General features: G+C 43.8%; 24 protein-coding genes. 2 read left to right on the top strand and 22 right to left on the bottom strand.

The window, feature by feature from the left end:
- Nucleotides 1–6 precede the first annotated feature (6 nt).
- The 11 genes from ACR8BL_RS00320 to metH form a co-directional block, all read right to left on the bottom strand.
- Nucleotides 7–1,029 carry an SAF domain-containing protein gene (locus ACR8BL_RS00320; protein WP_434750755.1) on the bottom strand — a complete coding sequence of 341 codons (1,023 nt, stop codon included), beginning with the start codon at nucleotides 1,027–1,029 and terminating at the stop codon, nucleotides 7–9.
- A gap of 26 nt (nucleotides 1,030–1,055) precedes the next feature.
- Nucleotides 1,056–2,534 carry a serine/threonine protein kinase gene (locus ACR8BL_RS00315; protein WP_434750754.1) on the bottom strand — a complete coding sequence of 493 codons (1,479 nt, stop codon included), beginning with the start codon at nucleotides 2,532–2,534 and terminating at the stop codon, nucleotides 1,056–1,058.
- Nucleotides 2,535–2,722: 188 nt separating this feature from the next.
- Nucleotides 2,723–3,772, bottom strand: a complete 1,050-nt coding sequence (locus tag ACR8BL_RS00310) for an SAM-dependent methyltransferase (protein ID WP_434756515.1) — start codon at nucleotides 3,770–3,772, stop codon at nucleotides 2,723–2,725.
- A 6-nt stretch (nucleotides 3,773–3,778) separates the two neighbouring features.
- Nucleotides 3,779–4,558 carry an ABC transporter ATP-binding protein gene (locus ACR8BL_RS00305; RefSeq protein ID WP_434750753.1) on the bottom strand — a complete coding sequence of 260 codons (780 nt, stop codon included), beginning with the start codon at nucleotides 4,556–4,558 and terminating at the stop codon, nucleotides 3,779–3,781.
- Nucleotides 4,555–4,872: a thioredoxin family protein gene (locus tag ACR8BL_RS00300; protein ID WP_434750752.1), complete on the bottom strand. Its 318-nt coding sequence runs from the start codon at nucleotides 4,870–4,872 to the stop codon at nucleotides 4,555–4,557. The genes ACR8BL_RS00305 and ACR8BL_RS00300 overlap by 4 nt, the downstream gene beginning before the upstream one ends.
- On the bottom strand, nucleotides 4,869–5,210 hold the full coding sequence (locus ACR8BL_RS00295; protein WP_434750751.1) for a cyclic-phosphate processing receiver domain-containing protein: 342 nt from the start codon (nucleotides 5,208–5,210) through the stop codon (nucleotides 4,869–4,871). The genes ACR8BL_RS00300 and ACR8BL_RS00295 overlap by 4 nt, the downstream gene beginning before the upstream one ends.
- A gap of 18 nt (nucleotides 5,211–5,228) precedes the next feature.
- Entirely contained in the window at nucleotides 5,229–6,077 is an 849-nt protein-coding gene (locus ACR8BL_RS00290; protein WP_434750750.1) for a deoxyribonuclease IV, read from the bottom strand.
- Nucleotides 6,067–6,888: an Fpg/Nei family DNA glycosylase gene (locus ACR8BL_RS00285; RefSeq protein WP_434750749.1), complete on the bottom strand. Its 822-nt coding sequence runs from the start codon at nucleotides 6,886–6,888 to the stop codon at nucleotides 6,067–6,069. The genes ACR8BL_RS00290 and ACR8BL_RS00285 overlap by 11 nt, the downstream gene beginning before the upstream one ends.
- Before the next feature lie 7 nt (nucleotides 6,889–6,895).
- Nucleotides 6,896–7,705 (bottom strand): TIGR01457 family HAD-type hydrolase, encoded by an 810-nt coding sequence (locus tag ACR8BL_RS00280; RefSeq protein ID WP_434750748.1) that lies wholly within the window; start codon nucleotides 7,703–7,705, stop codon nucleotides 6,896–6,898.
- A 353-nt stretch (nucleotides 7,706–8,058) separates the two neighbouring features.
- Complete coding sequence (gene rnz / locus ACR8BL_RS00275; RefSeq protein WP_434750747.1) at nucleotides 8,059–9,000, bottom strand: ribonuclease Z; 942 nt, start codon at nucleotides 8,998–9,000, stop codon at nucleotides 8,059–8,061.
- 75 nt (nucleotides 9,001–9,075) lie between these two features.
- Nucleotides 9,076–12,456, bottom strand: coding sequence for a methionine synthase (gene metH, locus ACR8BL_RS00270; protein ID WP_434752962.1), 3,381 nt, complete (start codon nucleotides 12,454–12,456; stop codon nucleotides 9,076–9,078).
- Nucleotides 12,457–12,694: 238 nt separating this feature from the next.
- Here metH and ACR8BL_RS00265 point away from each other — a divergent pair, with 238 nt between their 5' ends.
- Complete coding sequence (locus tag ACR8BL_RS00265; protein ID WP_434750746.1) at nucleotides 12,695–13,240, top strand: cupin domain-containing protein; 546 nt, start codon at nucleotides 12,695–12,697, stop codon at nucleotides 13,238–13,240.
- Nucleotides 13,241–13,389: 149 nt separating this feature from the next.
- On the opposite strand, the gene ACR8BL_RS00260 is transcribed toward ACR8BL_RS00265, so the two are convergent.
- The 8 genes from ACR8BL_RS00260 to ACR8BL_RS00225 all read right to left on the bottom strand — a co-directional run bounded on the left by ACR8BL_RS00260 (nucleotide 13,390) and on the right by ACR8BL_RS00225 (nucleotide 20,478).
- Nucleotides 13,390–14,064 carry a GntR family transcriptional regulator gene (locus ACR8BL_RS00260; RefSeq protein WP_434750745.1) on the bottom strand — a complete coding sequence of 225 codons (675 nt, stop codon included), beginning with the start codon at nucleotides 14,062–14,064 and terminating at the stop codon, nucleotides 13,390–13,392.
- Nucleotides 14,065–14,169: 105 nt separating this feature from the next.
- Complete coding sequence (locus ACR8BL_RS00255; RefSeq protein WP_434750744.1) at nucleotides 14,170–15,813, bottom strand: ABC transporter substrate-binding protein; 1,644 nt, start codon at nucleotides 15,811–15,813, stop codon at nucleotides 14,170–14,172.
- 38 nt (nucleotides 15,814–15,851) lie between these two features.
- The gene (locus ACR8BL_RS00250; RefSeq protein ID WP_434750743.1) at nucleotides 15,852–16,724 is read right to left on the bottom strand and encodes a carbohydrate ABC transporter permease; all 873 of its coding nucleotides are present in this window, start codon (nucleotides 16,722–16,724) and stop codon (nucleotides 15,852–15,854) included.
- Between the two features lie 12 nt (nucleotides 16,725–16,736).
- Nucleotides 16,737–17,666, bottom strand: a complete 930-nt coding sequence (locus ACR8BL_RS00245; RefSeq protein WP_434752961.1) for an ABC transporter permease — start codon at nucleotides 17,664–17,666, stop codon at nucleotides 16,737–16,739.
- A gap of 658 nt (nucleotides 17,667–18,324) precedes the next feature.
- Entirely contained in the window at nucleotides 18,325–19,116 is a 792-nt protein-coding gene (locus ACR8BL_RS00240; protein ID WP_434750742.1) for an HAD family hydrolase, read from the bottom strand.
- Nucleotides 19,117–19,144: 28 nt separating this feature from the next.
- Nucleotides 19,145–19,657, bottom strand: coding sequence for a hypothetical protein (locus ACR8BL_RS00235; protein WP_434750741.1), 513 nt, complete (start codon nucleotides 19,655–19,657; stop codon nucleotides 19,145–19,147).
- Nucleotides 19,658–19,789: 132 nt separating this feature from the next.
- Entirely contained in the window at nucleotides 19,790–19,999 is a 210-nt protein-coding gene (locus ACR8BL_RS00230) for a DUF896 domain-containing protein (RefSeq protein WP_434750740.1), read from the bottom strand.
- A gap of 95 nt (nucleotides 20,000–20,094) precedes the next feature.
- Complete coding sequence (locus tag ACR8BL_RS00225) at nucleotides 20,095–20,478, bottom strand: LysM peptidoglycan-binding domain-containing protein (protein WP_434750739.1); 384 nt, start codon at nucleotides 20,476–20,478, stop codon at nucleotides 20,095–20,097.
- Between the two features lie 294 nt (nucleotides 20,479–20,772).
- Here ACR8BL_RS00225 and lexA point away from each other — a divergent pair, with 294 nt between their 5' ends.
- Nucleotides 20,773–21,399, top strand: a complete 627-nt coding sequence (gene lexA / locus ACR8BL_RS00220; protein WP_056689962.1) for a transcriptional repressor LexA — start codon at nucleotides 20,773–20,775, stop codon at nucleotides 21,397–21,399.
- 155 nt (nucleotides 21,400–21,554) lie between these two features.
- Here lexA and ACR8BL_RS00215 read toward each other — a convergent pair whose 3' ends face one another.
- The 3 genes from ACR8BL_RS00215 to ACR8BL_RS00205 form a co-directional block, all read right to left on the bottom strand.
- Nucleotides 21,555–22,859, bottom strand: a complete 1,305-nt coding sequence (locus ACR8BL_RS00215; protein ID WP_434750738.1) for an aldehyde dehydrogenase — start codon at nucleotides 22,857–22,859, stop codon at nucleotides 21,555–21,557.
- Between the two features lie 600 nt (nucleotides 22,860–23,459).
- Nucleotides 23,460–23,804, bottom strand: a complete 345-nt coding sequence (locus ACR8BL_RS00210; RefSeq protein ID WP_434750737.1) for a hypothetical protein — start codon at nucleotides 23,802–23,804, stop codon at nucleotides 23,460–23,462.
- Nucleotides 23,805–23,808: 4 nt separating this feature from the next.
- Nucleotides 23,809–26,859 carry an RHS repeat-associated core domain-containing protein gene (locus ACR8BL_RS00205; RefSeq protein ID WP_434758303.1) on the bottom strand — a complete coding sequence of 1,017 codons (3,051 nt, stop codon included), beginning with the start codon at nucleotides 26,857–26,859 and terminating at the stop codon, nucleotides 23,809–23,811.
- Nucleotides 26,860–26,997: the final 138 nt, after the last annotated feature.

Below are 26,997 nucleotides of genomic sequence, written 5' to 3'. Positions count from 1 at the left end.
TTTTAATTACTCATTTCCCGTCAGCAATTGCTGCTGTTCCTTCAATGTTGAAGATTGGATGGTGTCCGATGCCTCTCCAGTTTGACCCGCTTCCATATTGCCTGTCCCGTCATTCCAAATCGTTCCGTTAGCCCCGGATGAACCTTGTGCTTTCGGCCTTTTGTTATACGTAACCGAGGATTGTGCCACATCCTGTTCAACACCTTTGGATGGTGCTGACATGGACGCAGCTAACGAGCTTTCAAGTGAGCTTCGAACTTGCCGTGATAACTCCTGTTCAGCATGACGCACAATGTTGGGATCACTCTCCAGCAGTTTTAACACTTCGGAATTGGCTGGATACGTCGGGATGGCCGCTGTCTGAAATTGTGGTTCTACATAGGTTAGAGCATAGATTGAAGCTTTATGTAAATAGGCATCTACGATTGCACTGGACAGCGACAAAATCTCTTCTTCAGTCATCGTAATCCATAATGTCGCTGCATTTAACCGTTCCACCTTTTTCTTGGATAAGAGAATGTAGTCTTGACCTGTCGGAAACTGAATCCGAACGTCAATCATGTCGCCTTTCACAAGTGAGGATGGCAGTAGGACAACTTGCAGCTCCCGATTTCTTAAATCAGGCGACGCCGGTGCTTCCTCGTACACCATCTCCGTTGTAATGGCTGTTCCTTTTTTAAGCACAATTTTGGCTGACTGTCCTTCCAGTTTCTGCGTACTAGACCACAAATTCCGTGGAGCTTGCGCATCCGGTATGGCAATCAACTTCAGATCCTCGGCTGAGATGGCTTCTCCCGCTTCAATATCCCTAACGGTAACCCATCCTTGGGCTCCGGAATTCCATTGCTGTAACAACTGCGTTTCTTTCTCCTCATACGCTGACAGATAACGAGCCTCCATAGCAGACCTGACATCTTCTGTTGTTTGGAACTGGTATATCACGTATCCTCCAAAGATCATACCCACAGCTCCTGCTCCAATCAGTCCTGCATAAACCAGTTGACGACTTTGTTTTCTTAATTTGGACAAAAGAGGCTCTCCTTTCGCAATCTCCTCTACTCATATACTTTTTTACGTGAAAAGAATGAACGTTTTGGGGGCTGTCTCGCTATCAGATGACCCAACATATGTGAGAACACTTTATCCATATGCGGCTCCTTATCAAATGGGTCAAGCTGCAGCGGCAATCCGTAAACACTTGATGTATTCAGCGTTCTACGTACACGATCTACAGCGTCTGATGCGGCAAGCGGAAGACAGTATATCCATTTCTCCCGTGGATACCGATGATGTGTGCGCACAAAAGAACTGATCTCTGCTTGTTTCCATTCTGCCCCGGAACCAATAACGATGGGCAGATCTGCACGCAGAAACTCCTCAAGCCGGTTTTGATCCTGACCGCTCCCGAGATCCATCACAATGAATTGGTAACTACCACCCAGCAGGGATAAAATATCGGCTCTACCTGACTGCTTCCAGTAATGCACACCATCCACCGCAAACTGCCTGCTTGATGCCACAGGTTTACCACCTAGTGCAATTTGCTGAATACGTGAGAATGATTGAGATCGTGGTGACATTTCGATAACAGCAACCTTGAAGTTCTGCCTCTCCAGATAATGGCTAATTGCTATCGCTGTATGCGTAACACCAGCCCCGGCGGATGCCCCGGTAAGTGCAATCACTCGGGTCCCTCCACCAAGCGTCATCTGATGATCTGAGTGGGAGGGCATAACTCCAGGTGTTCGAAGCAGTTCTTTTCTCACCTCGTCAGCGGTTTGGAACCGCTCATTCGCATCATATCGTAATAGCCTTCTCGCAACGGGAATGTAGGTTCGTGGGACATCACCCCGTATAGAGCTCTCCACGCCTTGAATCCATTCGGTATAAGCTCCGCTCGTCATCAGATACAACATCAAAGCTCCAAGACCATACAGATCTGAACGAGCATCTGTTTGCCCAGAACCATACTGTTCCGGGGCCGCAAACCCGGCTGTACCGAGTTTGACCGTATCTTCGTCATGCTGATTCTTATAACTGCGGGCAATACCAAAATCAATCAGCCGCACTTCATGCTCCGGTGTAATCATAATGTTAGAGGGCTTCAGATCCCGGTAAATGACCGGAGGATCCAGGTTATGCAAGTAACTGAGCACTTCCAGCAATTGAAGAACAAATTCCATCAACTGCTCCACCGGAATTTTGCCCCGACACTGTTTGAAGTAATCACTTAACGTTAAGCCTTCAATGTATTCCATGACCAGGTACGTATAACCATCTTCGTCAGGCACAAAAAAATCAACGATTTGCGGAAGCCTCGGATGACGCAACGATGTCAACAGAGCCGCTTCTTTCTCCATGCTTCCTTCATAAGGCATCTTCATGACACTTTCTTTCACAGCCCAGATTTTTCCTGGTAGCTTAAGATCCTCTGCCTCATATACATGGCTCATCCCACCTGAACCAAGAATAGACAAAATACGATATCTTTCTCCCAGCAGGCTTCCTCGTTCTAGCCTGGCCGGATGTCTCATAGGTATTCCTCCTTTCAAACAACATGAAAAAAGGGAAAGCTTCACCGAAAATGAACAAACCGGAAATCCAGTTATGCTCACATCGGGATGCTTTCCCTCAAATTTCATATCGTTATGGTTAATATTGGTATCATTATAGTACACAAAATCAACCGTTGTAAAGCAGTAATTTTTATAAGTTAAGTCACTTAATATTTAATCATATAAAGTGTGATCTCTTCACGATTATGGAACAGTTGCTTCGAACGTTGAATCTGCATCCTTGAACGCTCAAATGTATCGATCACATCTTTAATGAGCGCGAGTGGTTTCTTGTGTAGTAATTTTACCGTGACAATCGCTGTTCCACCGGATTGAAGACTGTACAGAAGATCAGATACCAGCCTGCTCATCAGCTTCGGACTCCAGCTCATATCACATACAAGCAGATCGAACTCGCCTTCGCGGAAGCGGACATCCCCTGCATTTTTTTTCAAAAAAGTCAATCGGGGTGAAGCCAACAAGGTTGCATCCATCTTCGCCGGATCTACCGCCGTTACCTCTAGCCCACGTTCAAGCAGGAATGATGTCCATCCCCCCGGCGCAGCCCCAATATCCAGTGCTTTGTGAAACGAAGTAAAATCAATGCCAAACGTTTGCTCGGCTTCAAGCAACTTAAACTTGGCTCGTGAGATCTGCCCCTCTTCCTTCTGAAAACGGACCGCTCCACCGCTCCAGTCTGACAGATTCTGCTCCGGTCTGGACACACCGGCATATAACATATCATTGGCAGCAAATACCGAAATGATATACTCAGCATCTCGAATAACCCACTCACATCCCAGATCATCCAGCTTTTCAGTCAGCGTCTGTTTCAAGGAAGCTGCGTTTTCGCGCCAAAACGAACCTTCCGTTTTGCGTGTTTGTATCACAACTTGAGCACCTGACAATTCCTTATGATTCAAAATAAATGCAATTAGTTTCTCCAGAGACTGCTCCGGATCTTCCGCGTTCTCTTGGAATTGAACAGGTTGAATATGACGTAAAAACGTTGGTGACTCTTGGAGCAGTCTAGCCGAAACTTCTTCCTCTGCCGCTGGTAAACCTGCAAGCAGAATTTCTCCTGGAACAAGCACAGTGCTCTTAACTGCTCCAAAAGTACGGCGTAACTCCTCCTGCGCATAAGGCGCAAATCCGTGATTCGCAGTGCATATAAAACGGGAAAAATCAGCTTCTCCCGAAGACGATTGTGTACTCAACTTGTGTTACCCTCCAGAACGTACGCGTATCCACGGTCGATCTTCATGCCACTGAATATCCACCGGAATATCATACGTATGCTTAATTGTATCTTCTGTTAATATCTCATGTTTCGGTCCAGCCGCGGCAATGCGTCCATCACGGATCAGTGCAACATGAGTAAACAACGGCACGATCTCTTCCACATGATGGGTCACGTACACCACCGTCATATTCCGCTGACGCAAACGATCAATCTCGATCAGCATCTTCTCACGTTCATACAGATCAAGGCCAGCACAGGGTTCGTCCATAATAAGCAGCTTCGGTTCAGCCATCAACGAACGTGCCAGCATGACTTTTTTGCGTTCTCCCTGGGATAACGTCCCCAGCGGTTGATCTGCCAGTTTCGAGAAACCCATCTCATTCAGCAGCTGCATCGCCTTTGTTTTCACTTCGTCCGGAATCGTCTGATAGAAACGCAAAAAAGCATATGCTCCTGTAGCAACAACTTCCCATACTGGGTCGCGTAAGGTTAGTTTTTCAATCAATGTTTGACTGATATAACCAATTTCCTTGCGAACCTCCCGCACGTCACATTGTCCATACACATGTCCGAGCACTTCGATGCGTCCCTGACTTGGAAACATATATCCATTCATCATTTCCAGCAGGGTGGTTTTACCCGATCCATTACGCCCTAAAATAACCCAGTGTTCACCCTGTTCAATACGCAAATGAACATCATCCAGAATCTGATTTTCATCGCGGCGAAGCGAAATTTGCTCCATCGTTACAATACTCATTTCAACACCGCCTTCCGTATTTCATTCAGCAGATGCTCAACGGAGTTCATCCGGTATAACATGGAAGGCACATCTTGCTCACCATCAAACAACATTAACGCCGGTACACTCGAAATCTGAAACTGCTGAACAAGCTCGGGAATATCGTGAATATTCATTTCATATAAAACACCTTCTGGCAGCATATGCTCGGCGACTTCCAGCATACGACGGGCAGCTGCACACGTTCCACATAGTGGCGTATAGATAAATACAGCCTGAGGCATGCCTTCCCATACACTCCGCATTAACATTTTGGATGTGATTGGCTTCATGGCTTCTCCGCCTCCGCAGCCACCCGTAGCATGACCTCACCCGTCATCGGACCGTTATGGATCATCACCGAGTCCGGTTTATTGCTATACAACATCTCATACATTTGGCGTTTTCCATACATACTCGACGTATGTAAATAGATTTCGCGTGGATACAGCCTTTCCCGTACAATCGCCGCTGCAACCTCACCGCCATTCATCGAATCCGGCCCAAGCTCATAGTCCAGTGATAGGATGTCAACTTCACCTTCTCTCAGTAACAAAAGACACTCCTCTGCATTGGTAGCCAGAACAAATCCTTTTGGACAAGAACGATAATCATCCAGAAAAACATGCATCGTCTCGCACCTCCCAACTTATAACCAGGAACGCATGAGTTGTATATCTTCACGGTGCGTTCCATCTTCTCCTGTTTCCGTCTCCAGTACAACAACCGCTTGTTGAATATGTGGAGATTGCAGTAGTCTTTGCATGGATTCATAGCCGATATGTCCCAGACCAATTCTCGCATGTCTGTCTTTGTTCATGCCGGATGCGTACTTGGAATCATTCAAATGAACGGCCGCAAGCACATCCCAATATCCAAGCTGCTTGCCCTTCTCCAACAAAGTAGCCTCATCTCCGGCAATCCACATCCCTGAAGCAAAAGCATGACATGTGTCGAAACAAAAAGCAATATGTTCAGGATACCGGCTCAGCTTGCGAATCTGGATCATCTCTTCCATCGTTGTCCCCATGGGTCCATGATCTCCTGCCTGATTTTCAAGCAAAATCTTGGATTCTCCTTGCCACCCTTCCAGCGCGGTATCCAGACAGTGAATCAAATTCCGATATCCCTCCAGTGGATCTTTGGTTTGAACATGGCCAAAATGAACGACCGTTCCAACAGAGCCACAGGCATCCGAAATTTCAAGATCATTGCGAATCGAAGAAACAATAGCATGAAAACCCGCCTCTCCACGGGTCGTTCCAAGTGCCGGGTTCGTGGGATAGGGCGAGTGAGCGATAGATGCTAGTCCGTGCTCTGCACACCAATCCCTGCACTGTGCAGCATCCTTCAGATCCAGACGTTTCAGACTGAGACTGCGCGGGTTTTTCGGGAAATACTGAAAAGCCGTTGCTTCCATCTCATATGCTCTCTTAGCCGCCTGCAAAAATCCACCTCTGGTGCTGACATGTGCGCCGATGCCGGTTTTAAGCCTCATGCTGACATTTCGGACAGAAAAATGCCTTTTTGCCCGTAATTTCAACTTTCTCAATCGTTCCCCCACAGCGTGGACAAGCTTCGCCTTCCCGGTCGTAAACCCGGCACTGCTCGTCAAACTTTCCTGTTTTGTTATCTCCCTGCATCAATGGCATTTCCATATAACCACCCTCAGATGCAGCTTCTCGCAGCACGGACTGCATGGAGTGGTACAGCCGCTCGGTGAGTTCAGTCGAATTTGCAATATTCTGCGTTTTCGAGCTTGGTCTAAGTCCAGCCGCAAAGGCAATTTCATCTGAATAACAATTACCAATGCCTGCAATAATATGTTGGTTTACTAAGGTTGTTTTGAGTGTTCCCCGGCGTCCTTTAAGCAACCCGGCAAAACGCTCCTTGCTCATCCGGCGATCCAGAGGCTCTGGACCAAGATCGGACATCGCTTCTTCCGTTTCTTTGGAAGTCATCAGATGCAGATAACCAAGGCGTAAGCCGATAAAAAACAGAATATGTTCTCCAAATTGAATCTCTACCTGTGTGGTGCGGTCAGGACGCTCGTCCTCTGTACCCCAGAACATCATGCCACCTAACATAAGATGTAACACCAGGCGTTTGCCGTTTGCGAGGTGAAAGATCAGATGTTTTGCGCGCCGTTCCACAAATATAATCCGATTGCCTGTTAGTTCACTTATGAACACATCAGTAGTTGTATTAATCGTCTTTTCACGGTTCACAACTACTCCTGTAATCGGTAAATCAAGTATATGCTCGGACAATAACGTCCGGTAATTTTCCATTTCCGGCAACTCTGGCATTCTTTATCTACTCCTTCTTGGAAGCTTGGTCTGCCCGTTGGGTCATCCATGCAATCAGTGTATGCAAATCTTCAAAAACATGATCAGGACGTGCCTTCACGGCCTGAATATGTCCATCCATGTTCTCATGTGTAGTAATGCCTGTCAGAACAAGCAACGTCTCACAGCCCGCTGCCACGCCTGCGGCAATATCTGTACGCATATTATCTCCGATAACAGCTACTTCTTCAGCTTTCAAGTTTAACCTTTGAATGGCTGATCTCATAATAATGCTTGAAGGCTTGCCGATAACTGTTGGCTGCACGCCTGTTGCGGCCTCAATAGCAGCCCCAATCGTACCTGCACCAGGTGTTAATCCATCATCAGCAGGAAGTTGAAGATCAGGATTCGTCAAAATAAACTTAGCTCCCCCATTAATCCAGCGGAGTGCCTTCGTTAATTTTTGATATGAAAATTCACGGTCAATGCCTTGAATGACATATTCGGGTTCATTCTCTGTCAAAACTAAGCCGGCTTCTTCAATAGCCTGGATCAAACCGATTTCACCAATACACGCTACCTTCGCCCCAGGAGTTTCTACAGCAACATATTCAGCCGCGGCTACCGCAGATGTGCATACCTCAGAAGCATCAGCAGCAATTCCCATCCCATTCAGATGATCTGCCACACCTTGCGGTGTACGGGATGAATTATTGGTCACGAATAAATAAGGCACTCCCTGCTCCTGCAACGTCCGAATGAGCTGATCGGCTCCATCGATACGATGTCTGCCATGATACAACGTACCATCCAGATCGATCAGATAGGCCTTGATCATACACAGCACTTCCTTTCTTCTCCCATTCACATTTCAACCTAACAAAAAGTCTGGCGATGAAAACAAACATAATATGTATGCAAGCATGTAGGATGGCTTATATTCACAGAAACACGCAACAAGTCGAACCGAATCGAAGACAGACGGTTTATCTCGCGCGTCTTCTGTACAAGCTTGTCATTTCCTGCGCTTTCCCGGAAAATAATTCGGATCATTTCCCTGCTCATATTGCCCATCCTACACGCTTTCTGACCAGATTGCAAAAGGGACCTCGGGAACATTTCCCCCTCAGTCCCATCTTATTCGCAGGTTGTTTATTACAGCCTGTTCTATCCTTCTAGGCTCACGCTTTATTACAATGAATCAGGCTTGCCATGCACTACAGGAATAAGCTGGTGCTCATTCGCAAGTCGTGTATTTGGGAAGATGGACTTCGCTTCTTCCAATAGAGGCTGAAGCTGCTCCTCATCCTTATAACGCGAGCTGAAGTGAGTCATGATGAGCTGTCCTACATTCGCCGCTCGGGCCGCTTCTGCCGCTTCTCTGGACGTACTATGATAGTACTCATGAGCTGTATCGGCCAGATCATGCATAAACGTTGCTTCATGAACAAGAACGTCTGCATCTTTGGCTAGAGGCTGCACGTTATCGCAAGGACGCGTATCCCCCAGGATTGTGATCACCATTCCGCGTTTTGGCGCTCCCAAAACATCCTCAGGACGTACCGTATCCCCATTGTCCAGTGTAATCGTCTCTCCCCGCTTTAACCGTCCGAACAACGGGCCTGGTTTCAGGCCGTAAGCTGCTAGTTTAGCAGAATCGAGACTACCAGGACGATCTTTCTCGGTAATTCGATACCCATAACTGTCGATACGATGTTCAAGTAAGGCAGACTCTACAATAAAGCTCTCATCTTCAAACAGAACACCGCCAGTATGCTCCACAATGTTCAAATCATAATTTAAGTGGGATTGACTAAGTTCCATCGTTGTTGCAATCATGCGTTCCGTTCCTGGCGGTCCATATACCGTGAGTGGAGTCGTTCCACCCTGATATGCTCTGCTGGACAACAAACCCGGTAATCCAAACACATGGTCACCATGCAGATGGGTAATAAATATTTTCTCCAATTTGCTCAATTTGAGCGGAGAACTTAAAATCTGGTGTTGTGTTCCTTCCCCGCAGTCAAACAGCCACAGAGCTCTGCGCTCATCCAACATACGTAGTCCAATGGACGTTACATTCCGTTGCAGCGTAGGTACACCAGCATTAGTTCCCAGGAAATATAGTTCCATTCCGGATCGCACCTCTTTCTGTTGCCAGCAAAAAACCTCCGACCATGCGGAGGGCTTGCCTGACAACTTACGAATTTATGCTTTTTCAACGTTAAAATATTTAGCCTGCGGATGGCTGAACACCATCGCAGACACAGAAGCTTCAGGTTCCATCATGAAACCTTCGGTTAATTCTACACCAATATCTTCAGGCTGCATCAACTTGAATAACGGGCCCTGATCCTCCAGATCCGGACAAGCCGGATATCCAAAAGATACTCGAATCCCCTGATAACGCGCGCCATGACGCTGCTTCATCGTCATTTCAGCTGAATCCGGGAAGCCCCAGATATCTCTCATCATATGATGCACACGTTCCGCTAGTCCTTCCGCTACTTCCAGTGCCACCGATTGCAGTGCGTGTGAGCGTAGATAATCACCTTGATCCTTCCACGCTGTGGAAAGTTCGCGTACACCATGGCCCGCAGTAACCACAAGAAAGCCCACATAATCCATCTCACCAGATTCAACTGGCTTCAGGAAGTCGGACAAACACAGGAACGGCTCTACCTTTTGACGTGGGAACGTAAAGGTATGCAGGATGTTTCTGGTATCTTGCGGATCATAAATGATGACGCTATTGCCGCTCGACTGTGCCGGAAAAAAGCGATACATTGCATGAGCCTGAATGATTCCGTCACGAACTGCCTCCTGCATAATTCCGTCTACGACCGCTTTCAGATCCGTTGCCTTGGGATCACCAGCAGCGAGCAGCTGTTCAACCGAACCGCGCAGCCCCAAATGATGTCCAAGCAGCATCTGCATATTCACATAAGGCAGGATGTGTGATAATGGATAATTCCGCAACGTATGACGCTCCAAATCTGGCGGCACAAGCACAGGATGATCAGCGGAAATGGCCGAGCGTTCTACCCGGGTAAGTTCAGGAAGCACCTGAACCTCACCTGCATTTGAAGCATCTGCTTCCTTTTCCGCCTCCATCTCGGCCTGCATCTCTTCACGCGTCAACGGATTCATCAGCTTGTTTGCCAGGTCCAAACCATCCATTGCATCCTTCGCATAGACAACCATGCCGTTATATTCAGGACGAATCCGATTTTTGGTGAACTTACGTGTCAGTGCCGCTCCACCTACCATGATGGGTACATCAATTCCGGCTGTACGCAAATCCTGAGCGGTGAGAATCATCTGTTGTGCTGACTTAACAAGCAAACCTGACAGGCCGATAGCATCAACCTTTTCTTCCCGGTATGCCTCGATAATACGCTCTGGTGGTACTTTTATACCCAAATTAATGATCCGGTAACCGTTGTTGGACAAGATGATCTCCACCAGGTTTTTACCGATATCATGTACATCTCCTTTAACGGTCGCTAGAATGATCTTTCCTTTGACAGAGGTTTCATTCTTCTCCATAAACTGCTCCAGATAGGCCACAGAAGCTTTCATGACTTCTGCACTTTGAAGCACTTCAGCTACAATTAACTCATTGTTGTTGAAGAGACGTCCGACTTCTTCCATGCCGCGCATCAAAGGACCGTTGATGACTTGGAGCGCTGTGTATTTGGCTAGAGCCTGCTCCAGATCGGGCAACAAACCCTCTTTGCTTCCTTCAACCACATAAGATGCGAGACGTTCTTCTAATGAAAGGTTAGAAATTTTTTCTTTCTTCTCTACCTTTTTGTTACGGAATGCGGCTACGAAAGCAGCCAGCGTATCATCGTTTGTATTGTATAAAAGCTCTTCCGAGAGTCTGCGTTCTTCTTCTGGAATGGAAGCGTACCGCTCCAGCTTTTCGGTATTCACGATAGCATAATCCAGTCCTGCTTTGGTACATTCATATAGGAAAACAGAGTTTAACACCTCACGGCCCGCTTCCGGCAGACCAAAGGAGATGTTACTGATCCCTAGAATCGTATGACACTCTGGCAATGCTTCCTTAATGACACGTATACCTTCAATCGTTTCTTTGGCTGAACCGATATACTGCTCATCACCCGTTCCTACCGGAAACACCAGTGTATCAAAAATAAGGTCTTCAGCCTTCAGGCCGTATTTGTTCACGAGCAAATCATAAGAACGTTTGGCTACCTCAAGCTTGTCCTCACGACTAATTGCCTGCCCACGTTCATCAATGGTTCCGACAACCACTGCTCCACCATATTTATGCAACAGCGGGGTTACTAATTCAAATTTCTCTTCGCCATCCTCAAGGTTAATGGAGTTAATAATCGCCTTCCCTTGAGAATATTGGAGGGCCGTATCAATAACCGCAGCATCTGTCGTGTCAATCATCAGCGGAACCTTGACCTTTTTGACAACAAGCTCTAGGAACTTGATCATATCTTCCGTTTCCTCACGGTCGGGATCCTGTACGCAGACGTCAACGATGTGTGCTCCATTTTTAACTTGTGCCCGAGCAATTTCTGAAGCTTCTTCGTACTTGCCTTCGACAATCAAGCGTTTGAATTTTCGTGAACCGAGTACGTTGGTGCGCTCACCAACCATATAAGGACGATTATCCTGCTCAACATATACCGGCTCAATTCCCGACAATGCAGGCGGGTGTGTTCCGTTCAGTTCTCTTGGGGGGTACTTGGCGAGTGTATCACGCATGGCGCGGATGTGCGCAGGTGTTGTTCCGCAGCATCCGCCTGCAATGTTCAACCATCCCTGTTCTGCAAATGCCCCAATTTTCTGAGCAAGAGAGTCTGGAGACTCGTGATAATTACCATTCTCATCAGGTAGACCTGCATTCGGATAACAACTCACAGCTACAGACGCCATGCCAGAAAGGGAACGAATATGGTCACGCATGAACTCCGGACCTGTCGCACAGTTTAGTCCCACCGAAATTGGGTTAAGGTGTTCTAAGGATATATAAAAAGATTCAATGTTCTGACCAGCCAAGGTCGTACCCATTGGTTCGATCGTACCCGATATCATTAATGGTAGCTTAATTCCGCTTTGATCAAATGCTTGCTGAATGCCAATGCTGCCCGCTTTCACATTGAGGGTATCCTGTGAGGTTTCAAGCAGTAGCGCATCAACGCCTCCCTCTATTAAAGCAAGGGCTTGCTCGAAATAGCTGTCAACAAGCTCCTGGAAAGTCACCCCGCCAGTCACAGACAACGTTTTGGTTGTTGGACCCATCGCACCGACCACATATCGTGGAGACTCTGGTGTGGAGAAGCGGTCAACCGCTGCTTTGGCAATTCTGGCTGCCTCCAGATTTATTTCGCGTGCACGATCTTGTATATCGTATTCAGCAAGCACGACTGAAGTCGCACCAAATGTATTGGTCTCAATTAAATCGGCACCGGCCTCCAGGTAATCCTCATGAATACGCTGGATTAGTTCAGGACGTGTCAGCACCAACATTTCATTACATCCATCCAGATCTTCACCGCCGAAATCTTCGCTGGTCAGATCAACTTGTTGAATCATTGTCCCCATTGCACCGTCGAGGATTAATATTCGTTGTTTTAATGCATCGTGTAGAGTAAGCTTATCCAATATCTTCACCCCCGCAAAACGTTAAATCTTAGTTTAACAGAAACTTACTTAATGTGAAAGATCGGCTTTGCTCCCGAAAGGTCGCGAATTTGCAGGAATGAAGCAGAATTGTGAATCGACAAATTTTGAGCAATCCGATATAATATCAATTAATCCAAGTGGAAAAGAGGGAAAGCGCATGGCTGAAATTGTTATCCGAAACACGAACGAACGGATCACTGGAGACGAGAACGTTCGAAATTTCTTGAACAAATATGACGTATTATATGAGAAGTGGGATGCTTCCAAATTAAGTGCTGAACTGCAAAATAACTTCGGTTTGACCGATGATCAAAAGCAGGAAGTATTGAAAACCTATGATTACGAGATTAAAGAACTGGCAGCGCGCCGCGGTTATCAAATCTGGGATGTTATCACCCTTTCAGAACAAACACCAGACATCGAAGAAAAACTGGCTAAGTTCGAAGAGATCCATACACATGCGGAAGATGAAATCCGTGCAATTGTTTCTGGTAAAGGGATCTTCGTCATCAAGTCAACGGATGATACAGGTTACTTTAATGTAGAATTGTCTCCTGGAGACGTCATATCTGTTCCTGAAAACACACCGCATTTCTTCACATTGATGGAGAACAAACAGATTATTGCGGTACGTCTATTCATTGAAAAAGACGGCTGGATCGCCGATCCCTATCCGGATCCGACATTTATCAAAAACGCTTAATCTATATTGAAAGTTAACGCGCTTAATCAACCCCCTGCTCATAAGAGCAGGGGGTTGATTATATTGATGTGTTTTAAGTTATGTCTCATCGTAAGAGAATGGACAATCATCGCAGGAGTATAGAAGTACAATGACTCCATTATCTATCCTTAGGTGAAATAATGAGGGTACTTGTCCTTTAACATTTCCTGCTCGACAACCACAAGTCTAAGATGCGCTTCCATTACCTGAGCTGCTTCTTCCACCTGTCGTTCTGTGACCAGCCGTAGAATCTCTTTATGTTGAGAGATGATCACTTCGAGATTGGAATCTTCTGTTAGCCGAAGCAAACGTAATCGATTAAACGGTATGTTCAACTGCTGCAGCATCTTCCATGTCCGTAGCTTGCCAGTACCCTGAAATAAAATCTGATGAAATTCCTCATCCAACTCAAACAACCGATAAAAGTTTTTTTTTCCTATACACACTTCCTGCATGGCAATATTGGTTTCAAGTCTGAACATGTACTCGTCAGGAAAGGAAGTACAGGCTAACATGACGATTTCCTTTTCCATCTTCTCTCGCATAAACCGGCCTTCTTCCACATGCTCCAGGTTAATGTGTGAAACAATGGTACCACTCTGTGGAATGATGTCTAGCAGTTCTTCCTCCGCCAGCTTCATAAAAGCCTCGCGCACCGGTGTTCGACTCACCTTTAATTCATCTGCGATCTCTTTCTCCGAAATTTTGGTGCCTGGTTCGAGCTGCAGATGAAGAATTCGTTCTTTTAATAAATTATAAGAATAAGCCCGGGTAGAGCCTCTCTTTTTTTGATTAAGTACCATGCCTTGACCTCTTTCTCTAAGCCATATTCCCTTCATATTAGCACAAACTACCGTTCCACTTAAATATTCTTAGTGAAACGGTAGCTCGGCTTCAAATCATACAAATTATTGTTTGTTTTCCTTATACGTCTTATAAGTGTCGTTAGCCATCTTCACATAATTAGACAAGCCCTGACTCTCCAGCTCTTTTAGAAACATATCATATTCGGATAACTTCCGTTCACCTATTATAAACTTCAACGTATTTTGGTCTGTGTAGTCTTTGAGCGGCGTGCTCATAAGTGTTACACGTTCACGATCTTCGGAAGAATACGGGATAGGCGGTTCAGCCGGAATTACTTCTTTTGTCTCTTTCATATTTTTCTGGAACTCAAGTTCTTCATCGCTAAACATGGATTGAAGCAGTTCTGTTGTGCCTCCGTAAGCAAATACGCCGCCAGAGAATCCGAAGTCAATGCGAAGGTCTTTCGTACCTTTAGGATTCAGTCCATTGTAGTTAATATCATCTGCCAACTTACGTTTGCCGCCTTCTTTAGTGTAAGTCTCGTTCTCTACACCCCACTTGGTGAATTCCTGTCCTTCGTCACTATAATACAACCAATCGATAAATTGTAAAATAGCTTTGAAATTGTCACTATCTTTAATCTTCCCAGAAATCATCACACCGTTTTCGAGTCTGGATCCCGACATCAACTGCCCTTTCGGCCCACCCGGAACCGTAATCTTGGCAATCGAGAATTTCCCTTCACCCAACGTTTTATTCATATCATTCCGATGCAATACAAGTGTCTGTGAGTTACCGTTAATCATAAATGATTTACCCGAAACGAACTTTTGAATAGCTTGATCATCACCTTGTGTGAAGCTTTCCTTATCAAGGAGCCCTTCTGCTACCATTTTGTGAAAAAACGTCAGCAATTCTTTGTACTCGGGCGTCGTTGCCGTGGCGACAAATTCATCCTGATCGGCTTTGTAGGTCAAGCCGTTTCCATATCCCCAGCCAGCCTTAGTCCCGAAACCAGTAGCTGCAATGTTAAGTGTACTGTTGAATTTGAAACCGTCTGAGAACGGCATGGAGTCAGGATAGATTTCTTTTAATTTTTTCGCTGCGGTATAAAGCTCATCCCAGGTTGTAGGAATGGCAATATTATTCTCTTTAAAAATATCTGTTCTTACGATCAGTGTATAATCCGGCCATACTTCCTCATGTAACCCAGGTAAAACGTAATACTTGCCGTCCTCCTGACGCAGTCCTGCAAGTTCAGGTTCGAGTTTCCACTTTTCAATTTTGTCCTTGAAGTTTGGCATCAAATCGATGTAATCACTGATCGGCAGAACAGCTCCAGAAGATACAAAGGCAGACTCTTCACCCCGATAAGTCTTTGGAATAACCAACGGGGCATCGCCAGAACTGATCAAGAGCGATCGCTTCTGCGGATAGTCACTCATCGGCACGATGGTTGGCTCCAACGTAACCCCTGTCATCTCCGTTATTTTTTTGAATAAGAGCCAGTCTTTTTTGTAAGGATACGTCGGTTGATCACTATATAAAATAGAAAGATTAAAGGGTTCCGTCGCTTTGAAGGTTTTGCCCACTTTATAACTCTCCATCGCTGATTTCGTGCCCACTTCCGAAACATCTGGTCCTGTTCCAGCACCACTGCTGCAAGCAGCAAGTACAGCCGACATTGTCATTGCCAGAATCATCTTACCAATCAATTTACGAGGCTTTCTTTTCAATCCATTCATCCCCTTTTGTCTAGTTTCTAAACCTATGTGTGCACAGGTTACTGCTTAACAGAACCCAACATGATACCGGTTACAAAATATCGCTGTACAAATGGATAAATGGTTAAAATAGGCAGAATCGTTAACACCATCGTTACCGATTTGATGTTGGCGGCAATCTGAGTCAGATTATCCGCTGAAGTTGCTCCGGCAGTAGCACCGCTTGTTGCTCCGGCAATCATATTACGTAAATAGATCGTAACTGGAAACAGCTCTTTTTTGTCCAAATACAAGAAGGCCGGGAACCAGGAGTTCCAATGTCCAACAGCGTAAAACAGCACCATCGTAGCCATGACCGCTTTACTGAGAGGCAAAATGATACGCAGCAAAATACCGTATGTGTTCAACCCGTCAATGGCCGCGGCTTCCTCTAACTCTTCGGGCATGTTTTCAAAAAAGGATTTCATGATGAGCATGTTATATATACTTATTGCACTTGGGACAACCAGTGCCCACATGGTGTTATTGAAACCAAGGGAATTGATCAGAACGTAGTTAGGAATCAAACCACCGCTGAAAAACATCGTGAACACGGCAAACATGGTTAGAAATTTACGGCCCATCAATCTTTTTTTAGACAGGGCGTAGGCGAAAATGGTCGTCATAAACATGGATATTAACGTACCTACCACCGTGTAAATGATCGTATTTTTATAGTTCAACCAGAACATGTTGTCCTTTGAAATAGTTTTATACGTATCCACATTGAACCCTCGCGGGAACAAACTTACCTTGCCTGAGTTGATATATGCTTCACTACTGAAGGATTGGGCAACAACGTTAAGGAAGGGGTAAAGTGTTATAAAAACGATAAACAGCAAGAAAGTAACATTGAACACTTTAAATACTTTGTATGATCTGGATTCCTGCATGGTGCTCCTCCTTTACCATAAACTTCGTTGTGTCAGTTTGCGTGAAATTGCGTTTACAGTGAAAACCAGAGTCAGCCCAATAATCGATTCAAACAAACCAATCGCTGTGGCATAACTAAAGTTGCTAGATTCAAGACCTACACGATATAAATAAGTCGATATTACATCTGAAGTCTCATAAATAAGCGGATTATACAAAAGCAAGATTTTTTCGAAACCTACAGCTAGGAAGTTCCCCATGTTCAAAATCAGTAACGTGACAATCGTTGGCAAGATGCCTGGAATCGTTACGTGAATGGTTTGCTTCCAGCGATTCGCTCCATCAATACGAGCTGCTTCATACAAAGAATCATCAATCGTCGTTAGTGCTGCCAGATACAAAATGGCTCCCCAGCCCATACCTTGCCAGATTTCTGAAGAGATATAAATGGTTCTGAACCACTCTGCTCGTTGCATGAATGGAATGTTATCGCCAGTAAAAAAAGCAACAAGGCCGTTGATTGAACCATTCACTGCCGTTAATTGCAGAACCATACCGGCTACGATAACAATCGATAGAAAGTGAGGCAGATACGACGCTGTTTGCACAAATTTCTTGAATCGTTTACTCTTCACCTCGTTGAGCAACAGTGCAAAAATAATCGGCACCGGAAACGTAAATAACAACGCAAGCCCGCCGAGCATAAGGGTGTTACTGAAAACTCGCCAGAACGTAGGGTCCTCAATGAACATTTTGAAGTAACGCAGGCCAACCCATGTTTCTCCAAAAATATTGCCACCTGGCACAAACCGTCTAAAGGCAATAATATTGCCTAACATCGGGCCATATTTGAAAATAATCAGATAAATGATGGGAAGAACTAACAGCGAGTACAATTGCCAATCTTTACGAATCAATGCGCCGGCTGTTCGCAGCCTACTTTCTTTACGTGAAGATATCATCGGTGTAGTTGCCTTAGATGTTTCAGACTCCATGTGTCATTCACTCCGATCCATAACTTGATTAAGAAATAATATTTATTCGTTGCCTAGCATGGATATCTTTGCTCATAATGCAGAGGATACCCGTGCTGTTCGATTCACCCCCACTACAAAATAAAATCTAAACGGTCTCATAATTTTGTTTTTATGTACAATCAAACACATGAAAGATTGTGCAATCTAATTAGCTTATATTGCTTGAAAGCTGTTAGACTTAGAAATCTTCATTATGAAGCGCTTACAAAATCATAAATGAATTATTATTCATTTCAGTTTCTTACGGGTTCGTATGTTATTACTTTTATAGGGTTGAACATACACTTACACATAAACTTATAGATGATCTGAATTAGATTGGATGAGGTTACAAAACAGATATGAAAAAACTAGTCATACTAGTATGTTAGTTTTATTTTAAATCAGCTGTTTTTGAATTTCAACATCTTTCGACAAAAAAATACATAATCACCTCTAACAACAGTTTATAAACATAAATATGCTGAGTATGAGCAGACAAAAAAAACATTGGTCATGACTCATGAACAAACGATCATTCATGTCATAACCAATGTTTGATAATTAAACGAAATGTGTACAGACTTGCTTGAGTATACTTTTTTTAGAAATTAGCGATTAGACCGTCTAATTCAGACAAATGTTTAATCTCATGATTCGGCGAATAAGTTTCATTGTTCACTTTATTCTCACGGTTAATCCATACAGCACGAATCCCCGAAGATAGTGCCCCACGAATATCTGTTGTTAACTTGTCGCCTACCATCATGCTTTCTTCAGGTTTAACACCTAGTCTACTTAGAGCATGTTCGAAAATGGACGGATCCGGCTTCCCCTTACCAAAGCTGCCCGATATAATAATCTCATCAAAGAAAGGTGATAATTCCGGAACACCATCCAGTTTCTCTTGCTGCAGAGCAGGACATCCGTTAGTTAAAAGCAACAATTTGTACTTTCCTTGCAAATGACGCAGCGTATCCAGCGTTTCTTCATAAACATGCGGCCTGGATCTGCGTTGTGCCCCAAATTGGGAGGCCAATCGTTCTGCAAGCTCTTCCTGATCGACACCCAACTTAAGTAAACCACGGCGCCATGACTCTTTACGATAGATCGGCGCCAATTGTTCTAACTGGCGAAATTCCGGTTGTTCTCCTCCCGTAAAGTTCGCCCAGAGTCCTTCAAAAGGGTTGATTCCAATCATTTTGGTAAAAGGAAATGTTTCATAGGATTCATATAGTTCACGTGCTTCGTGACGAACAGCCTCTTCGAGTGCTTCAGCATTAACACCTGTTTCTGTTGCCGCAATCAGACAAGTTTCATGAAATGCTTCTCGAACACTGCGTTCGTCCCACAATAAGGTATCATCCAGGTCGAACATAATCGCTTTCAACGCCATTCCGATCATCTGCCCCTTTATACATTAATTACTTATCAATGGTTTCCACGGTGATCTGGTGTGCTTTTGCAAATTTCTGCAATCGCTCGGTTATTGCATCTGTATCGTAACGGTTTAATAACTTGGTGAAGACCCATCTTTTTCCGCGACTATTGTGTTCAATCACAACAGTACCTGGTTCAAATCGGAACTTGATAATATCTTCAACACCTATAGAGCGTTCGCGATTACCCTTCGTTGTAATGATCCGATTGCTGCTGATTTTAATGTAAGGACGGCGAAGCATAAAAATGACTGCCAAAAATACATAAAGCAACATCGTGACCCAATCCCATGTTGTCATTGGTTTTTGAACCAAAAAAGTACTCATGAACAGGTACAGAAACGCCAGACCAATCAAAAAGATGGGGAATAACAGGCTTCTGCCTTTGTACATATCCTCACCTGGACCTCGTGTGATTGGTTGACCACTTTTTTTACGTTGCTGATTCAATTGCTTCGAATTCTTCCGAACCGTTCTCTCAAACGAACGCCGCGACATGTAACTCCCCCTTATGTGTCTTGTATCGGCTTACATAACTATACTGCAAACCGATATTCCCCCTTATACTAAGCATTCCCAACTAACATGAAGAAACCTAAATATCATGACGATATGTTTAGGTTTCATTAATTAATGTTTGAGTTTGCCTTGGTGGCCTTGGTCTTTGTCGTCATCAACAATCTCAATCGAATCGAGCTGCTGTCTGAAGTTGCTACGAATGTTACCCAAATAAATCTCCCTCAACTTGGCACGTTCAACAAGTTCTTCCTCTGACAGTCCAGTGGATTTCTGCTTGCGAGCCAATTCGTTAATGCGTGCTACCAGACTATCTATATCCAAGCTTGTCCCCTCCAAAAATACAAAGTCATATTAACTTTGACATGATAGAGGCAGCTTGTCAAGTTGGCACGCGTCAACGCACATTGATCCGAATTTTATTTAACAAACAGAGGTAATGTTAGGACTTGACCTGTCTGAATTGTCGTTGATTCCAGTTGATTTACTTTTTTGATTGCTTCTATATAAATACGTGTGTCCATCGTCGGTGGTTTATGTTCCAAAGAAATACTCCATAACGTTTCTCCCTGAGATACAGCGATCTTGCCTCCGGGTAGCAGATCATTCTCATTCTCATTACCAGCAAACACAGTTAGAACAGTGCTGCACCCAATAAATATAATTAATGATGCAATAACCAGTTTTATTAATCCCTGAGAAAGTTTAAACCGAGTTATAAACAGTCTAAATTCCCCTATATTAGACTTCACAGCTTCTGAATTTACTGGTTCATAAATGCTCTGATACGTAGAATATCTCATTTCCACTCCGCCTCCAAACGTTTGTTCCTATCTCTTGTAAACAATATAACACGAACATTTGTTTTGTTCAAGACTTTTTCAGAACAATTGTTCGCTATTTTTGCGACATTAAATCGTCATTTTCCGAATTAATATGATGTATAGATTCGTTTTGAACGCTCTTTTCCAGCGAAAAATGAGTCTAAATAGAAAAAAACCTTGAAATAATGCGCACTCTTTAGAACTTATGTTTGTACGAACGGAGGTTCTATGTTATAATTTTCCCAAACGTTACTAAAATGGGGTTGATACGGTATGTCGAAGATATCCAGCAGGCAACAGGCTATCCTGGAGTTTATACGAAATGAAGTCCGTTTGAAGGGGTATCCTCCTTCCGTACGAGAAATTGGCGAAGCCGTTGGACTGGCTTCCAGTTCCACAGTGCACGGACATTTGGATCGTTTGGAGAAGAAAGGGCTGATCAGACGTGACCCGACCAAACCAAGAGCGATTGAGCTATTGAGTCAGGAAGAGTCTGAGCATTCTCATCAGTTCGCCCATAGCGTTGCACGTATTCCAGTTGTGGGTAAAGTAACAGCGGGTGTTCCGATTACAGCAACAGAGAACATTGAAGATTACTTCCCTCTTCCTACTCATTATGTAGGTGAACAGAAAGTGTTTATGCTTTCCGTTGTTGGTGATAGTATGATTGAAGCCGGAATCGTTAATGGAGATTATGTAATTGTTCGTCAGCAGCAAACAGCTGACAATGGTGACATTGTCGTTGCCATGACTGAGGATGATGAAGCAACAGTGAAGACGTTTTATAAGGAAAAAGATCATATTCGCCTTCAACCGGAGAATGCCACGTTTGAACCGCTACGGTTGAAACACGTTAGCATTTTAGGCAAGGTCATCGGTCTTTTCCGAGATATTCATTAATGCACCTGATCTATTAAATTTACTAATTCGTTATACCTGATGTAATACGAAAGAGGTTGCCCTGACTACAGGACAACCTCTTTCTTTTCATGCAACAATTCGAATCATATAATCTGCTGACAAATATCGAATTAAAAATTGCGTTAGAAACAAAATTATTTGCTGCGTTTAAGAATACTTTTGTGATGCGAAAATACTTCAAAGCTTTGTTGTCCATGATATGACCCCATCCCGCTCTCTCCCACACCGCCAAAAGGCAAATAATGCGAGGTCATATGGAACAATGTATCGTTGATGCAACCTCCACCAAAGGAAACCTGATTCAATACCTGTTCCTGCATTACTTCATTCTGAGTAAACAGGTACAATGCCAGCGGCTTAGGCCGGCTGACAATTTCCTCAACCATCGGATCAAGATCAATGTATTTTAACACAGGCAAAATAGGCCCAAAGATTTCTTCCTGCATCACTGGTGAATCCCAGGCAATATCGCCCAGAACAGTCGGTTCAATCATAAGCTGATCACGATCTGAGCGTCCTCCCATTAACGTCTTGCCATTCGTAAGGAAAGCGGACAAACGATCAAAGTTTCGTGTGTTGACGATATGCGGAAAATCAGCATTTTGCATCACATCATCCCCATATACATTACTTACCTCGGCTCTGATCTGTTCGATCAATTGATCATGTACCTCTTCATGTACTAATAAATAGTCTGGCGCAACACAAGTCTGGCCTGCATTAAGAAATTTACCACGCACAATGCGTTGTGCCGCCAATTGCAAATCAGCATCCTGATGTACAATTGCCGGACTTTTGCCGCCTAGTTCTAACGTCACCGGAGTCAGGTGCTCTGCAGCAGCCCTCATAACAATACGGCCAACTCCTGTACTGCCTGTGAAGAAAATGTAATCAAACTTCTCTTTAAGGAGAGCTGTGCTCGTTTCAACCTCACCTTCCATAACTGCAATGTACTCCTGAGGATATATTTCCTGGATGAGATCGTAGATCATACGAGATGTAGCTGGTGTAAGCTCCGAAGGTTTGATGACTGCACAGTTCCCTGCGGCTATAGCACCGATCAGCGGCCCAAATGCCAATTGAAAAGGATAATTCCATGGTGCAATAATCAATGCAACTCCATAAGGTTCAAGGTAAATTTTACTAACGGCATCTGCCATTGCTGAGTTCGTTGGAACGTTACGCGGTGCAGCCCACTCACGCAAATGTTCCAGCGTATAGTCCAGTTCACCTAGCACGATACGAATTTCGGAGCTAAATCCTTCAGCCTCTGATTTGTTAAGATCAGCACGAAGTGCATCCAGAATACGCTGTTGATACTTCTCAATCCCTTTTCTTAAATTATGCAGAGCCTGAATCCGATACTCTACTGGTTTGGTCTGTCCTGTATTAAAAAACGTACGTTGTGTAGTCACAAGTTGTTTCGCTTGTTGTTCCAAGAATATCATCTCCAATTAATTTCTAAAAATTATATTGTTCAAAATTTAAAATAAGTATATCTCTTATATATGAAACTTACAACATATTATTGAAACAGGTTGGATGTAAAAGAGAGAGAATGAGCACTGATTACAGATAACATCCTTACTCTTTTCAATTATTACTTGCATTTTAAGATTTTTTTATAAATTTTCATATGTTGAATTTATTAAATTTATAATCCTACACATTTTTATTTAGTTTAGTTTTCATTCTCCTAAAGGATTTAACAAAGACATGACCATAATTTCACACAAAAAATGATATACATAATAATTTGTGTAATTTAAAGGCGTAGTATATTTCGACTTTCTTAATTCATCTCTGTTTATGAGAGATATAATTTGAACAAGAAAACTATAGTAAATCATGTGATAATACTGTTTAAAATACTGAATTTAAACTACTGACATAAAGAAAAAAAATGCACCCTCAAGAACTTCATCGGATAAACCATGGGTTTAATCCAATGTCTATTCTAAGGGGTGCACTTCATACGCAACTCAGACTAATGATGGCCTCAGTATGTTGCTAAATCCACTCTATAATACACTCTAAATTCACTCGGTTACACTCAAAGCTTGATTAATTATTTTCATATCAAACACCTCTTTACTATGATCTGCAACTGACAATATTTTTAACCAAAAAGCGTCACCTCCAGCATAACTTTCAATGGCCTCTTGAATGTTCTTTTCTGTCAGTTCTTTGACAATAATATCGGGTTGCGCTGGGGGGATGAAAGTAATTCCCTCCCTCTCCATGAAATTAGATAAACCTAAAGGAGTAGTGCATACGAATGTGTATCTGCTATTATCCTCCAATTGAATAAAAACATCACAATTTCCGTTAGATGGGTTAAGTTTATCTAATGGAGTTGGGAAAGTTATTTTTTTAATTTTCATTTTATCAGTCTCCATATATTTTTTTAATGATATCAATTACATCTTGTTCATTTTTTTTATTTGATTTAGCTAATACTTGCATTTGATTACCTCTCATTCTGAAAAAGACTCTAGCTCCACTGTTTCCACGTAAATAGCTTATCCCCCCCGTCAGAGTCTCAGTACCTTTCCCAGGATTCGTATTACCAGCCAAATATTTTTTGACTAGTGAGTTGGCTTCTTTTTGAAGATTTTTATCCTTGCCCATTTCCTTATCATATTTAAATAACCCTACATCGTTTTTTATCAGATTAGTAACGCGACTAGTTGAACTCGTAGAAAGTGCAACTCCAATTATCATATCTTCCATTGTGTATACATCTTTAAACATTTTTGATAATTCACCGCGTGCCCAAGCCTTTTTTTTTGGAGTGTTATCTTTTTTGACATAATAACTTCCAGTAGATAAGCTATATAAATACTTGAACCTCGCATTATTTTCAAAAATATTATATCTATACCCTTGAACTTGTTCACCTAGAACACTTCTAATTTTCCACCATGCATCAGATTTATTTCCTTCAGCAGTAGCAATATCAAGGTAAGTATTCAATTGAACACCATCAATAGCATGCCCAGTTGAATCAGTGTGAATAAGTGGGTTATTAGCAACATAAGCATACAAATTCAAACTGAGCGGGTCATCCAGCTCACCCTCAAATGTATCCTCGTTAATGAATCTGCCTGTATTTGGATCGTACCATCTTGCCCGTAAATACTGCAACTGCGTTGTATCATCCCATAGCTCGCCAGAGTACAAGAATGGGTTATAAACTGTCTCCTCTTTCGACTCCAGATTGCCCCACACGTCATACTGATACTTGTTCAGTAACACGCCATGGGCATCACGCAACTCGGTAATATCTCCGTGTCCGTTGGACTGAACATACGCTTTGCTACCATCGGCATAGACAATCGCTTCCAGCTTGGCACCGCGAATATAGTTCGCTTTGAGTTCTAGCGTACCGTTGCGCACTTCGGCTTCGGCAATGATCTGAGCGCCATCATCGTAGTAGTAACGCGTAGTTATACCATTCTCTGTACGCTCAACCAGCAGGTTGTCACCGTTGTACTGATATCCGACTTTTGTATTGTCTGTAGTAACTTGGGTCAAACGATCCCTGGTATCGTACTGATACTCGCTGGTCACCGCGTTAACTTCCTTGTCGGACTGCATCGTCAGGCGGTTGCCTTGTTTATCGTACGTGTACTGCTCGTTATTACCACTTGCTGTTACAATTCGATCCAACTGATCATACGTAAAGTCGTCCTGTACGCCGTTCTGAATACGCTTTGTTATATTTTTGTTACTATCATAACTGTATTTATACCAAACGACTGTATCTTGACCACGATCTTGCTCTAGCTTCATCAGATCCAGACCGTTATACGTCCTAAAGATACTCACATTATTTAGAGACTGGGACGAATTCAACAATCCATTCGAATAATAATTGTCGCGAGCATCAGGTGCATCTTTAGTTGTACCAACCGAAGTCATTCTGTTCATTACATCATACGTGGTGTAAACGGTGTTGCCAAATGGCCCTTTCATCTCGGTCTGGTTACCATTGAGATCATACGTGAACTCAGTAGTCAACCCATCCGGATAGGTCATTTTGGTTAATTGCTCCGTTGCAGGGTCATATTGATACCTCGTCGTACCCGTACGGTCAGTCATGCTCGTGCGTTTACCCACGACATCGACAGCGAAGCTAATCGTTTCGTCCGAGCTTACTTTACGGAGCAAGTTACCGCGCTGGTCATACGCATAGGTGAATGTATTACCATTGCGATCCACATATTTCGTCAGGTTACCGCCAGGTGTATAGTAACTTTTCGTTGTGTTGCCTGACTTATCCTTCGTCTGAATCCGGCGATTCAGCTGATCATACGTGTTCTCTTTGATGTTACCTGCTGGATCAATCGTCTGGAGCAGATTACCAGCTAGGTCATAGCTGTATTGCGTCTGTTCTCCATTGGCGCTGGTCACTTGACGAAGCTGACCCATGACATCATAACGGAATGCCGTCACATTGCCATTACCATCGGTTTGCTCCAGCGTTTGACCACTGATGTTGTCGTATTTATTTTTTCCGAGTGTACGGAGTACCTCATCCAGCTGCGTTTTCTCTTCCGTTTGGATGGCTTTGCCCCACTTATCATAGGTTGCAATCTGCATGTAGCCTTCGGCATCCGTACTGGTTGCTGTGCGAGCGACATCATCGTATTTCATCGCTGTGGACGTACTATCGGCTCCAGTTGTCATCACTACGCGGCTCCAGTTGTCATACGTATTCCGTGTGCGATTCCCCAGTGCATCGTCTGTCCAAGCAGTTCGTCCATACGGATCATACCCGGTACGCTGAGTCACCACATAGCTGTTTCCTGAGAAATAACCATTCTCGATGGCCTGGCCTAGTGAATTCCATTTCTGTAAGCGTTGCTGACCCAATTCATCCGTGACTTTGATCATATTGTTGATATCATCGTAGTCTGCACGAAGCGTGGTTCCGTCCGTTTGTGTTACTTCGACAGTACGACCAATCGCATCCACACGATACTTGGTTGTACGCTGCTCTGCGTCCGTGGATGAGATTAAACTACCCGTAGTCGTATCATATTCAGATGATGTGCTTACTGGTGTTGTTTGACCATCCACATCGGTCACTATCATGCTCAGACGGGTTGGAAATGCATTTTGATAACGACCATCATATTCGAGCGTCGCATTTCGTTCCTGTTTTCCATCCGAGATACGCTGAGTTAACAGGTTACCGTATGCATCGTAAGTGTAGTCAGCCTGTGTCAACAGTTCACCACTGGCACTATCTTTACGATTTACGATTTGCTTAATGTTACCAAGGTTATCCCGTGTAAGTGCTGTATATCTCTTGTTGGTCGCGTCCACCATGTCGGTAGCACTCGTTAACCAGTGTCTAGTCTCATCATACGTACTGCTCGTGGTGCGTCCTGTTGCATCCGTTACCGAGGTGATATTACCGTAGTCATCCAACTGTACGGTCGTCGTTAATACATCTTTGGCCTGGTTATCCGTTACGGTCGTTACAGCGTTGATGACTTTCGCAATAATTTCGCTAGCTATTGAAACTCTTAAAGTAATAAAGGTGGTAACTCCCGGTCATATTTTAGA

The organism is Paenibacillus amylolyticus (assembly GCF_051136285.1).
GTDB lineage: Bacteria > Bacillota > Bacilli > Paenibacillales > Paenibacillaceae > Paenibacillus > Paenibacillus amylolyticus_F.
Note: the sequence above shows the minus strand (reverse complement) of the source record. Positions and strands in the feature narration are given on the sequence as shown.